The sequence below is a fragment of the Endozoicomonas sp. SESOKO2 genome (assembly GCF_024606245.1).
Lineage (GTDB): Bacteria > Pseudomonadota > Gammaproteobacteria > Pseudomonadales > Endozoicomonadaceae > Endozoicomonas_A.
Genome location: NZ_JAHHPQ010000608.1, coordinates 1 through 13,256, shown reverse-complemented (window position 1 = coordinate 13,256; position 13,256 = coordinate 1). Strand labels below are relative to the sequence as shown.

10 protein-coding genes are annotated in these 13,256 nt (G+C 48.6%); all 10 read left to right on the top strand.

What is annotated here, in order from left to right; all coding sequences use genetic code 11:
- The first annotated feature begins 115 nt into the window (after window positions 1–115).
- The gene (locus KDK17_RS14820; protein ID WP_257255627.1) at window positions 116–1,264 is read left to right on the top strand and encodes a pyridoxal phosphate-dependent aminotransferase; all 1,149 of its coding nucleotides are present in this window, start codon (window positions 116–118) and stop codon (window positions 1,262–1,264) included.
- 217 nt (window positions 1,265–1,481) lie between these two features.
- Window positions 1,482–1,682, top strand: a complete 201-nt coding sequence (locus KDK17_RS14815) for a DUF3955 domain-containing protein (protein ID WP_257255617.1) — start codon at window positions 1,482–1,484, stop codon at window positions 1,680–1,682.
- A 200-nt stretch (window positions 1,683–1,882) separates the two neighbouring features.
- The gene (locus KDK17_RS14810; protein WP_257255616.1) at window positions 1,883–2,044 is read left to right on the top strand and encodes a hypothetical protein; all 162 of its coding nucleotides are present in this window, start codon (window positions 1,883–1,885) and stop codon (window positions 2,042–2,044) included.
- Between the two features lie 21 nt (window positions 2,045–2,065).
- Window positions 2,066–3,886, top strand: a complete 1,821-nt coding sequence (locus KDK17_RS14805; protein WP_257255615.1) for a hypothetical protein — start codon at window positions 2,066–2,068, stop codon at window positions 3,884–3,886.
- A 400-nt stretch (window positions 3,887–4,286) separates the two neighbouring features.
- Complete coding sequence (locus KDK17_RS14800; RefSeq protein WP_257288387.1) at window positions 4,287–5,792, top strand: peptide ABC transporter substrate-binding protein; 1,506 nt, start codon at window positions 4,287–4,289, stop codon at window positions 5,790–5,792.
- Between the two features lie 204 nt (window positions 5,793–5,996).
- On the top strand, window positions 5,997–7,043 hold the full coding sequence (locus KDK17_RS14795; RefSeq protein WP_257276372.1) for a hypothetical protein: 1,047 nt from the start codon (window positions 5,997–5,999) through the stop codon (window positions 7,041–7,043).
- A gap of 155 nt (window positions 7,044–7,198) precedes the next feature.
- Window positions 7,199–8,848, top strand: coding sequence for a hypothetical protein (locus KDK17_RS14790; RefSeq protein WP_257276371.1), 1,650 nt, complete (start codon window positions 7,199–7,201; stop codon window positions 8,846–8,848).
- 346 nt (window positions 8,849–9,194) lie between these two features.
- Window positions 9,195–10,736 carry a hypothetical protein gene (locus tag KDK17_RS14785; protein ID WP_257255610.1) on the top strand — a complete coding sequence of 514 codons (1,542 nt, stop codon included), beginning with the start codon at window positions 9,195–9,197 and terminating at the stop codon, window positions 10,734–10,736.
- 137 nt (window positions 10,737–10,873) lie between these two features.
- The gene (locus KDK17_RS14780) at window positions 10,874–12,604 is read left to right on the top strand and encodes a hypothetical protein (protein ID WP_257288386.1); all 1,731 of its coding nucleotides are present in this window, start codon (window positions 10,874–10,876) and stop codon (window positions 12,602–12,604) included.
- Window positions 12,605–12,939: 335 nt separating this feature from the next.
- On the top strand, window positions 12,940–13,256 hold a 317-nt coding region (locus KDK17_RS14775), incomplete at its 3' end, for a hypothetical protein (RefSeq protein ID WP_257288385.1).

The following is a 13,256-nucleotide window of genomic DNA, read 5'->3' as shown; positions in this document are numbered from 1 at the left end:
ATTTCATACGGGTTTGAACGAAACTGAGGCGCAATCCCGCTCCCTTCAGGGGCGAGTAGTTCACTAACGATTAACGAGGAACATCGTGACTGGTCAACCTTCCCACCGCGTTCAGATGGTCAAACCATCACCTACCATGGCAGTCACTGCCCGTGCCGCTGAACTTCGCGCTGCCGGTCAAGACATTATTGGCCTGGGTGCCGGTGAACCCGACTTCGATACTCCTGATCACATCAAGGCAGCTGCGATCAAGGCTATTAACGAAGGAAAAACCAAGTACACTGCCGTTGACGGTACTGTAGAACTGAAACAGGCCATTATTAACAAGTTCAGGCGCGACAATGGTCACGAATACGCGCCAGACCAGATTCTGGTTTCCTCCGGTGGTAAACAGAGCTTCTTCAATCTCTGTCTGGCGCTGATCAACAAAGGGGATGAGGTCATTATCCCTGCCCCTTACTGGGTTTCCTACCCGGATATGGTGACGATTGCTGAAGGTGTCCCGGTGATCGTCAAGGGCAGCCTGGAGAACCGTTTCAAACTGACTCCGGAGCTGCTTGAAGCAGCCATTACCCCAAAAACCAAACTGGTTGTTCTGAACAGCCCGTCCAACCCTTCCGGTACCGCCTACACCCGTAAAGAGCTGGAAGGTCTGGCCGCTGTTTTGCTGAAGCACCCTCATGTTATGGTGGCTACCGATGACATGTACGAGCACATCCTCTGGAGCGATGAGCCATTCTGTAACATCCTGATGGCCTGTCCGGAACTGTACGACAGAGCTATTGTTCTGAACGGTGTCTCCAAGGCTTACTCCATGACCGGATGGCGTATTGGTTATGCCGGTGGTCCCGCCTGGCTGATCAAGAACATGAAAAAGATTCAGTCCCAGAGCACCTCCAACCCCTGCTCTGTTGCTCAGGCTGCCGCTACTGAAGCTCTGGCCGGCTCTCAGGAGTGCGTAAAGGAGATGCTGGTCTCTTTCAAAAAGCGTCATGACTATGTCGTAAGTCGTCTGAAGAAGCTGCCAGGTGTTACCACCATTGAAAGTGACGGTACATTTTACACCTTCCCTGACTTCAGCGAAGCCATGCAGAAGCTGGGCCTTGAAAAAGACACCCAGCTGGCAGAAATGCTGCTGGAAAAAGGCGTTGCCCTGGTGCCGGGTTCAGCCTTTGGCATGGAGGGCTGTATGCGTCTTTCCTATGCCACCAGCGATGAAGCCCTGAAAAAAGCCCTTGACCGAATGGAAGCTGCCCTAAGCTAAGCTTTCTCATTCCCCTGCCAGCATTCATTTCGAATGCTGGCTCTGTGGGTCAGCGTTGAACGGGATACCCTGTTCAACTCAACCGTAACACATCTTTTGAATCATACGGCCCTATGCTTAAGGAGTAGATGTACTGTCTTGATAATAAATCCAATAGCCAGAGTTAGTTTTCTGAGCAGACGCTTAAACACCCAAAAGCCAGAGCATTGAGGTTTTGATGAACTTTTTCCACAAATACAAGCTAAGTATTCTTTTGAGTTTATGCGGCATAGGCTGTCTGGTCGCATACCATGCTATCGGTGCATACATCAATAAAGATGGAGTATTAATCGAGTCGTTCGGCTTTCTACCTTTATTCTGGATTTTTCAACTACTGGCTTTGGTGGTACTAACTATCAGCTTTTTCAGGTCCAGATGAGCCAACCAAATTTTAACTCCGTCGGTATTTTCAGTTCAGACAATAGGAGTTCAGCAGCGACTGAACCATTCTAAAACCCTTGTTAACGGACGACAGCACACTGCTCTGCGTGCCAACCCGGAAAAGGATTCAGGTGAGTCAATAAAAACACTTTCTCAGCTCACAAAAACCAATACCAAAGCGGGCAAAAAGTTTTTAATATGAGCGAAGCCGGAGAGCATGGACAGCCACGGCCGTACAGAAAGGTCTACAAAAATACTCAAGCCCTGTCGGACCATAAAAGAACGCATCGAAAACGCAAGCCTGCTGATGCGAACCAGAACAATGGCTTAAGCCCCAAGAAAGGTAAAGTGAATCAGTAACGATCTGGCAGCCACTCTTTCATGAAGTTTGCTCCGGCATCATCTATCCTTCCTCTCCGTCAACCAGAATGCAAGGATAGAATTATTAAACACCCACTCTATGCCAAACATCTGTTGCTGCTGTTTCTACTGTTGTCGTCTGTCGTTTGTCAGGCCGAACCATTGACAGGACGTTTTATGATCGAGCCGGGATCAGGTTTGCCGCCCGATGACAAACGACACAGGGTTAGCAGTTACAGAGTTAATCGGGTTGCTTACGAGCTGATTCTGACAGCCAGAAATGTCCATTTAAGCTCCGTTCTTTTTTCATGTTATTCACGGCTAACTATAGAAATAGTTGTCCTTGTCAGTTGGCTTATGCTGACAAAGGGAGATTGCCCGTTTGTGACCACCACTATGATGGCGGCTTCCGGAGATAACCCACCACAAGACCCGGCCTCAGGGTCATCCTGCCAGGGAACCCCGGGGACAACCTGCTATTCTACACGCTTTTTCACCTGTCTCGAGCGTTCTGGCTCAGGCGGGGATAACAGAGACCCTCAACGACACTCGCATACTTTAGGTTTAAATTGTTTCGTCCATCCCTGTTATGGCGTTTGTCAGTTCCGACCATCAGGAGCAACATCCATTGATCCTGAGATCGCTGCACACCCCCAACCCATCTCACCTTTACAGATAGGGATTGATATTGCTGATATCCAGCCCCCATGGAATTTTGACTCACCGACCAATAGCGAGAACCACTTAAATGATACCGCCATGGATGAGATCGAAATACCGGAGAATTTTTCGTTCACCTCTGATGATTTTGCACAGATCGATGAATGGCTCGACCCAGAGAAGCCTTTTGAAGAAATCGAAGCTTCCCTGACACTCAGCCATTCAGAAACACAACAAACAGCAACCGAATCAACCCGATTGTGCCAGGGCCAGCCGCATCTTTCACAGCCAGACGCAATACAAGCCACAGAGCACAGCGGACAACGAGCCTGTAAAGTGACTGTGGTCGGTGGGAATGGTCAGCCGCAGCCGTGCGGGAAAGTCTTCAAGAATGCTCAAACTCTGGCGACTCATAAATACCAATACCACAGCGGGCAACAAACCTGCGAGGTGAAGATAGTCTCACAAGGTGGCCGGGCGCAAACCTGCGGGCAGATTTTTAAGAATATAAAAGCTTTGTCGGCTCACAAAAATCAATACCACACCGGGCCAAGAGTCTGCGACGTGATTCTGGTCGGAGTGCATGTTCCGCCACGGCCGTGCGGAAAGGCCTACAAGAGTGCCTTAGCTCTATCGGTTCACAAAAGACAATGCCATACCGGGCAAAGAATCTGTGACGTTATCCTGGTCGGAAAGGATGGCCAGCGGCGACCATGCGGAAAGGTTTACAAAAATGTCCAATGTCTATCGGCTCACAAAAGCCAATACCATACTGAGCAAAGAGTCTGTGATGTGAGCGTAGTCTCAGGGCATGGTCAGCCACGGCCTTGCGGAAAGGTCTGCAAAAATGTTCAAGCCCTGTCAAATCACAAAAGAAAAGAACACACCGCGCAGCAAACCTGTGGCGCAACCGTAGCCGGAAAGGATGGCCAGCCGCGGCCATGCGGGAAGGTCTGCAAGAATAGCAAAGTTTTGTCGGCTCACAAAAGCAAATGCCACACCGGGCAAAGGGTTTGTGACGTGACCCTGGTCTCAGAGGATGGCCAGCCGCGCCCCTGCGGGAAGCTTTGCAGGAATGGTCAAGCCCTGTCGGACCATAAAAGAACGCATCGAAAACGCAAGCCTGTTGATGCGGGCCAGAACAATGGCTTCTGCCCCGAGAAAGGTAAAATGAATCAGTAACGCTCTGACAGCCACTTTTTCATAAAGTTTGATCCATGATCACTTTGGCAATGTTGTTGACTTTTGACCTGAGCTCATTCAGTCCAACTGTTCAAAGGCCGTAAGCGTTGATCTAACCCTTCTAAGTAGTAATAATAAGGTCCAGCCATTGGTTCAGGATACCCCCTAAAAAAGCCCTTGTTCTGATGCCGAATGCAGCCTCAGGAATAGAAGACTGCATGCGTCTTTCTGACTTTTTTTCGGCAGAAGCCATATGAATAAGCTATATAAAAGACTCGTGTAGTTTTTTGATCTGATCACCTCAATGCCCTTTACCAAGCTCTTTAGATTCAGAATCCGCAGTTGGCTGCGAAAAGCTCAATGTACCCCGACCTGCTTACTGTTGGCCTGCAGTGTTTCCATGCCTTGCCTGTCTCAGCCTCTGGAAAGAGGTCTGCTGGCTAGCCCTAAATCCCTGCACCCTCACTATTTCGGCGGTTCTCCCGGTGCCCAGGTGCTCAAAGATGTTTTTGAAGGTTTAATGGTACAGAACAAAAACGGTGAACCCGTGCCCGGCGTTGCCAGCAATGTTGAACGCGATCCTGATGGCATCCGGTACACCTTTATCATCAGGGAAAATCTGAAATGGTCCGATGGCAGTGCCCTCACGGCTGAAGACTTTGTCCGTAGCTTCAGGGCACTGGCCGACCCTGAACGCCGAGCCACCTACCGCTGGTACTTGAAAGCCGCGAAAATTACAGGAGCCGAACAGGCTCTCAATGGCAAACCCGAGGCACTGGCGGTCAGGGCATACGAAAATAAACTCATCATCGATCTGGATCAGCCTGCACCTTACTTTCTGGACTTGATGACCTTCCCCAGCTTTCTCCCTGTCCATAAGATTAATCTCAAAGACGACGCCTCAACCATTCCGGTCACCAACGGTCACTTCCGGATTGATCAGGTAATTCCGCAAACCCGTATTAAATTAATCAGCAACCCCCATTACTTCCGTCATCTGAGTAGTGACCTGAAACAGATCAATTATCAGGTTATTCCATCAGTCCATCGTCAGGTAGAAGAATTTGAAAACCACTCACTGGATGTAACGGCTCAGTTGCCAGCGCTGCATATTGGGGAGTTAAAGAAAAAGCACCCTGTGTCTGTGTTTGAAGACCAGGTTCTATCCACCGCCAGCCTGATAGTCAGCCCCAAAGTGAAAGCCCTGCAAAACATAAAAGCAAGACAGGCTCTATCGATGGCAATTGACCGGGATACACTGGTCAAAAAGATATTCCCTCACAGTCGTACCACACCAGCCTGCAGTTTCGTGCCTCCTCATACACGGGACTTTAATCCAGACCCAGCCAACTGCAAAAAACTGTTGGACAACCCGGATCGTAACGAACAAGCCATTAAGTTACTGGCAGAATCAGGTATTAAAGGGAGTGATATAAAGCTGACTATATTATCCAGCCCCAGGTACAACTCTCTGGATGTTCTGCCAGAGATCTGCCATCAGATTAACAGCACACTGGGCACCTCCCTGAGCAGTAAGAATGAAGAATGGGATAGTTACCTGGAGCGGATATCCAAAGGAGACTTCGAACTGGCATGGTATGAATGGTTAGCCGATTACAATGATGCTACGGCTTTCCTGACCCCCCTGACCGAAAGTCAATTGTTTGGCCCTTTCAGGGATCCAGCCTATCTCAGGGAAATCTCACTGGCTGCGAGCAAGAAAACCGCTGTGGCCCGTTTACCAAACTATCAGAATGCTGAAGCCATTCTGGCCAAAGAATTACCACTGATCCCTGTTCTCCACCCTTCCCGGGTAACACTCGTCAACCCTGATATTGGTGGCTTCTACTCCACCAATCCTGAAGGCTGGGTCCATAGTTGGAACCTTTACCGTATACTTGACTGACCCGATGAGGAGTGGGCTGTGTTTCCGGACTTTTCATCCGCCCCCTATACTGAGAGAGATTACTTATGCTTTCCAGACTTAAGAGGGTGACACAGCAGCAAACAGAGCTGAGTCACTTTCTTGCGCTGTATCAGTTAAGCGCAGCACTTTTGCGATAGCCTTTGTAATGAAAGGCTCCATAACAGATACGAGAATAAGGCCATCATGGATAGATCCAGACTCGAAACACAAGCCCCTCAATTCAACCCTGTCTCTGAAAAAAAATTCGAACAGTCGCAGAAAACCGGCCTGTTTGGACGCTGGAAAGTCAAACTTTCCAAGTCTGTGGGCAAATATTCTCCCCAAAAGGCGGCTTTGAAAACCACCCCCCATAAAAAACTCGAACAGCGGGAAATCAGAAAACTGGCCACCAACAGCAAACCTCCCACAGATCCCAAAGCGCTCAGATCTATGGCCATTGATGCCCAGCTGGCCGCTTACCCCTATCACCGTTCCCTGGAAAAAATCAGTGCAGCCGGAGAGATTCACAAACCGGAAAAAGAGGATTTTGCTGCTCACTGGCAACCCTCTGAGGAGATAGCAAAACAGATATCCGATGGGACGGGATTGACCTTAAGCACCGAGGAACCCGGATTCCTGTATGACAAGAAAACAGGACTCACAGCTTACGTTCTTACCAATCCTGAGCTTAAAGAAGTCCGCCTGGTCTTTGGCGGTACAACATCCGGACTCGCTGCAGGAGAGCTCCTCGAACGTTCCAGAAAAAACATCCGGTTTTCAGGCAAGCAATGGCAAGCCAATATCAAGAATCTCCTGGGAACAGGCATCCCCGACAGTTATAAACAAGCCAAAGCCCTGACCGCCAATATTATGAAAAATATGCCTGTAACGCCTGAAGGCGAACCTTTTTCTCTGAAACTTAACGGCCATTCCAAGGGGGGAGCAGAAGCAAGCTACGCAGCGCTTTCCATGGAGCCCCCCATCGAAGCCGTTTGCTTCTCAAGCGCAGAGCTCAGTCGCGCAGCCTTATCGGACATTCCCAGAGAAAACCTGGCCAGTGCTCATGAGAAAGTCACCCATTACACTATCAGCAAAGACCCGGTGACTCTCGCAGGAAAGTTTATCAGTGGTCTGTCCCATACTGGCGAAGTCATCACTCTTCCTGCCAAACATGCCTATAGTTCATTTCTGGATCGGCATGACAAATTCACAAAACATATTGAGCACTATGCTAAAAATGCCTCTCTGTAAGCCTTTTAACGTCTGAAAAATCAGAGCTAACCCCAGGCAAATCTATCGAAAAAGCGATAAACAGGAAAACCGGTCTTTTTTCTTGATACAGATTAATGGATAAGTATAAATACAGCGTCTAGGCTTCCTATCGACATTTGCCGGGAGTCCAGAACATGATCAAGCTGCAGCATTTTTTGGCCGGATTCATCGCCCCAGTATTCCTGTTACACGCTCTGATTGTTGAGGCTCAGACGCCGACAACCATTTCTACAGCGAGCCTTCCGACGTCATTGTGCGACTCTCTTACGGGTCAGGCGGAAGGGGTTCAGAAACGGCTGACCCAGTATGGAAAACTTGTTAAAGGACGACGGTGCGTTATTCTCCGTGCCGACCCGGCAGAGGATTTGGCTGAGTTGGTAAAACAAACTCCTGAGAACACCGTTATTTTGCTCTCCTCCGGGACTTCTGCCGGAGTGACGCCCTCTTCATCTATGGCGCCTGCTCCATCCCCAGCGGCTTCTTCAGTCGTGATGCCTTCCTCATCCGTTGTCCCCGCACCCGCTAAAACTCCGGTTGAGTATTCTGTTGACAGTGTAATAGTTTTGAAGAATGGTCAGGACATTATCGGAGCGGCTGATGAGGGTTTTGAAATCGTCATCAGGGATCGGCCAGATTTTCAACACAAGCATATACTCAGGGTCGGAAGTACTGAGCAATTCAAGCCAAAAGAAACGAAAAACAGCCATATAAGACACATTACTTTCAAGCCAACACGAAATAATAAACGCGTCCCCATTGATTCCATTGTTTTTGCAGAGTGCTTCAACCGGAAACTGGTTATAGAGGATAACGTATTCTATCTGCCTGTTAAGGCCGCCGTCACTCTTGATTGCAAGGAATTTACGGTTGCCTCTGATAAGGACCGGCCCAAGGGTCCATGCATGGAATTCGCTAATAACAGGGTCATAGGTGAAAGATACAACTCGATTGACGACAAAATTTTCCCCTATTTTATTCCGAATCAAGGGATATTTATTAATCTTCCTGCCATCGTGAACCAGTCAGAGCGAATATCGATTATTGGGAACAGTTTCGAAGGCAACATGGCAGAAGCGGCTGAGTTCAAAATTGGGGCCGGGTCCAGTATCAATGTTTTCAAAAACACTATCAACATTTCCAATGCCGGCAACACCACCCGCGACTCTGTTCGCAAAGGGGGGTTCGTTCTGGCAGGGCCGACAGAGTCCATAGGAGTCCCACCTGCTTTTTTCCTGGCTGGCAATCAGATCAAGGTAACACGAACCGCCATAACCGTCAGGGGACAGCTCGGCCTGACCTTTGCCTGTAACCACCTGCAGGCAGTTAATCCCTGGTGGCAACCCCAAAAACAATTCGTCCTGAAGGCACTTCCGGTACCCTTGGGAAAAGCGGCGGAAGTGTGCAGTGGCAGTGTGAGCTCAACCGCTGTTATGCCAACACACACATCAAATCCAACGGTTGTCATGACAACCTTCACTCCAAATCCAACGCATGCTATGTCAACCCTCACACCAAATTCAACGGTTGTCATGTCAACTCCGGATGCAGGCAGCCGTTTTGCAAGTACCTGGAAGGCAATAAATAGCTCCCTCGCCACTGCCTGTAGCGGACTGGTCAACTTCGAAGGCCAATTCTTCTTTGAATCAGAAGTCTGCCAGACAATTTCTCTGCCTCTTGCTCCTGTTAACAGCACGACAGAGATCCCCGCGCCGTCAACAGGTTCAACTTCAGTCGCTACCCCTTTGGCTGTCATGGCTGGTCTATTCATATTGTTGAATCTATAACCTGAACGAATTCATCTCTTCGATAGTATGCATTCCCATGCAAAGGAGACTTATTCAAACCTGTGGTTTTCGGACTCTGGCAGCCTGTCGGACTTAAGGCTGTCCTGCGCGGCCACTGCTCCTGCGTTGCTCTGGCTCCTGCATCCATGCGCCATGCGGTTGCAATAAAATAAAAAATTTCCAGCAATCCTCGTCGGACGCTCAAGTCCGACAGGCCGCCAGCTTGGGAACCCATACATCATCCCAGGCATTTCAGGATCCCAGAGCAAAAAACGAGTGATATTGATGGATAAGTATAAATACAGTGTCTAGGCTTCCTAATCTACAATTTTTGGAAGTTCTGAAAATGATAAATTTAAAGCATTATCTAACCCGGCTAATTATCCCTTTATTCCTGTCACAAGCTCTGAGTTTACAAGCCCGGACGACGGCTCAATCTCCAATCGCAATCGCAATCGCAACCTCACACTCTACAACAGCTCCTCCAACGGTATCGTGCAATTCTCTTGCAGGGCATACGAGGGGGGTTCAGCAGCGGCTACTCCAGTACAGTCACCTTGTTCCTGGAAGACAGTGCTTTGTTCTCAGTGCCAACCCGACGGAAGATTTAGATCAGTTGATCAACCGGCTTCCTGAAAACACCGTGATACTGCTCTCCTCGAAAACTGACCCTGCAGTGACAACGCCTTCTCCAGCCATTTCCCCTGCACCTGACAAGACCCCGGTTGAATACTTTATTGGCAGTGAAATACGTTTGAAAGATGGGCAGGTCATTATAGGTGCTGCTGATGACGGCTTTGACATTGTCATCAGGGATCGGCCAGGATTTACAGACAAACATTTAATCAAGGTAGGAACCACTGATAACTTCCAGTTTGGCGAAACAAGAGACAGCCACATAAGACACATTACCTTCCGGCCAACTCGAGAGAATAAACACCTCTCAATCGACTCCATTGTTTTCTCAGAGTGCTATAACCGAAAACTCATTTTAGAAGAAAATGTATTTCATCTTCCTGTCAAGGCCGCACTTGACTTTGATTGCAAGCAATCTCTCGATGCATCTTCCGATGCTACGCGCCCCGGTCCGGGCCTGCTGTTCGCCAATAACACGCTCATAGGCACGAGCTTCAAAAGTTTGACCAAAACACTTGTTCCAGAGAAAGGTATATCTATTAATCTGCCCGCCATCAGGCATCAGGAAAAGAGATTAGTTGTTGCGGGCAACACATTCCGGGGCAAAATGGCAGAAGCGGGTGTCTTCAGACTTGGTCCGGAATCTCGTATGGAGATCTTCAAAAACACCGTCGACATTACCAATTACGGCAGAATAGGACGCCCGGCGGTTCGCAAAGGTGGTTTCGATCTAATAGGCCATACCGATATCAATGCAAAACCTCCTCTCTTTAATCTGGCTGGCAATCAGATTCGAGTGACAGCAACAGCTGTCACTGTCAACGGTCAGCTTGAACTGGTTCTGGCGTGTAACCACCTGCAGGGGTTCAATTCGTGGTGGCAACCCCAACCACAATTCCTCTTGAAATCAATACCAGCAACATTTGAAGAGATAATGGAAAAGTGCCAAAACGTTCCGGGTTCAAACGTTATCGTACCAACTCCTTATACAAGCAGTCAGCTTGCCAACACCTGGACTGGCACAAAATATTCCTCGGATACTGCCTGCACTGGATTAGTCAACTTCGAAGGGCTTTTCTTCTTTGAAAAAGACCACTGCCAGACAGTCACTCCGCACTCTACTTCCAGTACACATCCCTATACTAAAAAGTCTTTTGATATCAATACAGCCCCCTATTCATCATCGAGAGCCAAAGAACTAATTGCTGCTACGGTTGTGCTGAGCGCTCTGGCTCTGTTGTGCATTAAATAGTTTAAAATAGCTTTGCCAGACTCCTGTTCCCATGTTTTCAGGCTCTGTAGGTAACAACATGGGAACGATCAAAAATACTAAAGAAAGGATAGACAGAAAGGATTCATCTATTCTCTCAATGCATCCCAATCATATTAATGGATAAGTACCAGGGCAGCGTCCAGGCTTCCTATCTTGAATTCTTTGGAGTCCGGAAAATGATCAAGCCACTGCATCATTTAACCAGATTAATCGTGCCTGTATTTCTGTTCCAGGCTTTGAACCTGCAAGCTCAGACGACTCGGCCTCCAACCACCTCTCCCCCTCAACCGGTATCATGCAACTCTCTTACAGGACAGACTGCTGGCGTCGAGCGGCAGCTGAAACAATACAGACATCTGGTTCGCGGACGACAGTGCGTTGTTTTCAGTGCCGACCCGACAGAGAATTTAAATAAGTTGATAGAACGGATTCCAGAGAACACCGTTATACTGCTCTCTTCCCACACGACGATTCCACCCAAGCCCCCCGGGTCGGGTAACACCCCAATTAACTACTTTATTAGTAGTGCAATCGTTTTGCAGGACGGTCAGGACATTATTGGAGCTCCCGATGACGGCTTTGATATCATCATCACGAATCGCAAAGATCGTGTCATTCATACTATGGTCAAGGTTGGATCCGATAAAAGTTTCCAGTTTTCAGAAACAAGAGACAGTCATATAAGACACATTACTTTCCTGCCTACGGGACCTAAGTACAAAAGTTCAGTTAACGTCACCATCTCCGCAGAGTGCTTTAACCGGAGACTGATTGTAGAAGACAACGTATTCTATGTGCCTTTTGTGAGTGCGGTTTACCTTAACTGCGTAGCACCACTGTATACCAATAGCGTGAACCCGGGCCCGGGCTTGCGGTTCGCCAACAATACGCTTGGAGGTGTCATTATTCCATCGTGGGCAGGCAGCTCAATTCCTGAAAAAGGGATATACATTAACCTCCCTTTTATCCATAACCTGTCACAGAGGCTTGCTGTTATCGGGAACACATTCCTGGGAAAAATAGCAGAGGCAGGTGAATTTATTCTTGGACCCGGAAGCCGTTTAGATGTCTTCGGAAACAAGGTCAACATTTCCAATATCGGTATTACCTTTCGCAATTTAGTTGCTGCAGGGCAATCACTACGGGGCGGGTTCGCTCTCTCAGGTCCTGCCTATAGCGGTAGGCCTCCTCTCTTTAATCTGGCAGGCAATCAGATTCAGGTAACAGCAACAGCTCTAATCGTCAGTGCACGCCTTGAACTGGCCTTGGCTTGTAATCACCTGCAGGCAGTGAGTCCGTGGCAGCAACTTCGACCACAATTCAGGTTGAAAGCTGTTGATCCATCATCACTGACAGATAAGTGCAATAGACTAATGAGTTCATCCGTTGTCATACCAACTCCGGACGCAACCGCTGTTATGCCAACTCTAAACTCAACCGCTGTTATGCCAAGCCCGAACGCAACCGTTGTCATGTCAACACCCAATCCCTATCCAATCAGCCGGATCGTGAACACCTGGACGGCCATGAATGGCTCCAGTGCCACCGCTTGCAGTGGACTGTTCAACGTCGAAGGCCAGTTCTTGTTTGACTCAGAAGTCTGTCATGCGGTCGCTGCACCCTATAATTTTACGATTACCAAGACGCCATCCAGTATCAGCACGATTTACGATACCGTCACCACATACAGTGACCTCGCGGCGTACAGTAACATCAAAACTTACGATGACGTCACGACTTACAACAGAAGCCGTATAGCCCCCACTTCATCAGCAGGCGCAAGCGCAGTCACGACGGGTTTGGGGGTTATAACCACCCTGGCGACATTGTTGTCTCATAAATATTGAACCCGGGCTGTTTTTCCCGGGAGACCCGGGCGTGATCAATACCCTCAGCCTACATTTACATACCAGGACAGCCATCAATCACTCCACTGCGAGTGGCAGCGGTCTCCCATTCATCAGCAGATGCAACGGTCGTGACAACTGCTCGGTGTCACGATCACTCTTTATGACCGCTCTGGCCCTGTCGTTAAATCGATAACCTCAACTCACCTCTGCGGTTTAAAGATGCTGCCACAAAGGTAACCAACGATTATCCTGAAATATTTTAAAGATATTAATGGATCGGTATAAATACATAGACTAGGCTTCCTATCGACACTTGCCCGGGAGTCCTGAAAATGATTAAGTTGCAGGGTTATTTAGCTCAGTTAATCGCTCCTCTGTTCCTCCTGCAGACTCTGAATCTGGAAGCTCAGAACGCGACTCAAACAACCTCTGCTCAAACAACCTCTGCTCAAACAACCGCTGCTAAAACAACCGCTGCTAAAACAACCGCTGCTAAAACAACCGCTGCTAAAACAACCGCTGCTAAAACAACCGCTGCTAAAACAACCGCTGCTAAAACAACCGCTGCTAAAACAACCGCTGCTAAAACAACCGCTGCTAAAACAACCGCTGCTAAAACAACCGCTGCTAAAACAACCGCTGCTAAAAC

What these genes read in the sequence shown, in the direction of transcription:
- KDK17_RS14800 (WP_257288387.1), top strand. Translation starts at nt 4,287, where the DNA reads ATGCCTTGCCTGTCTCAGCCTCTGGAAAGAGGTCTGCTGGCTAGCCCT.
- KDK17_RS14805 (WP_257255615.1), top strand. Translation starts at nt 2,066, where the DNA reads ATGAAGTTTGCTCCGGCATCATCTATCCTTCCTCTCCGTCAACCAGAA.
- KDK17_RS14815 (WP_257255617.1), top strand. Translation starts at nt 1,482, where the DNA reads ATGAACTTTTTCCACAAATACAAGCTAAGTATTCTTTTGAGTTTATGC.
- KDK17_RS14810 (WP_257255616.1), top strand. Translation starts at nt 1,883, where the DNA reads ATGAGCGAAGCCGGAGAGCATGGACAGCCACGGCCGTACAGAAAGGTC.
- KDK17_RS14795 (WP_257276372.1), top strand. Translation starts at nt 5,997, where the DNA reads ATGGATAGATCCAGACTCGAAACACAAGCCCCTCAATTCAACCCTGTC.
- KDK17_RS14785 (WP_257255610.1), top strand. Translation starts at nt 9,195, where the DNA reads ATGATAAATTTAAAGCATTATCTAACCCGGCTAATTATCCCTTTATTC.
- KDK17_RS14780 (WP_257288386.1), top strand. Translation starts at nt 10,874, where the DNA reads ATGGATAAGTACCAGGGCAGCGTCCAGGCTTCCTATCTTGAATTCTTT.
- KDK17_RS14820 (WP_257255627.1), top strand. Translation starts at nt 116, where the DNA reads ATGGTCAAACCATCACCTACCATGGCAGTCACTGCCCGTGCCGCTGAA.
- KDK17_RS14790 (WP_257276371.1), top strand. Translation starts at nt 7,199, where the DNA reads ATGATCAAGCTGCAGCATTTTTTGGCCGGATTCATCGCCCCAGTATTC.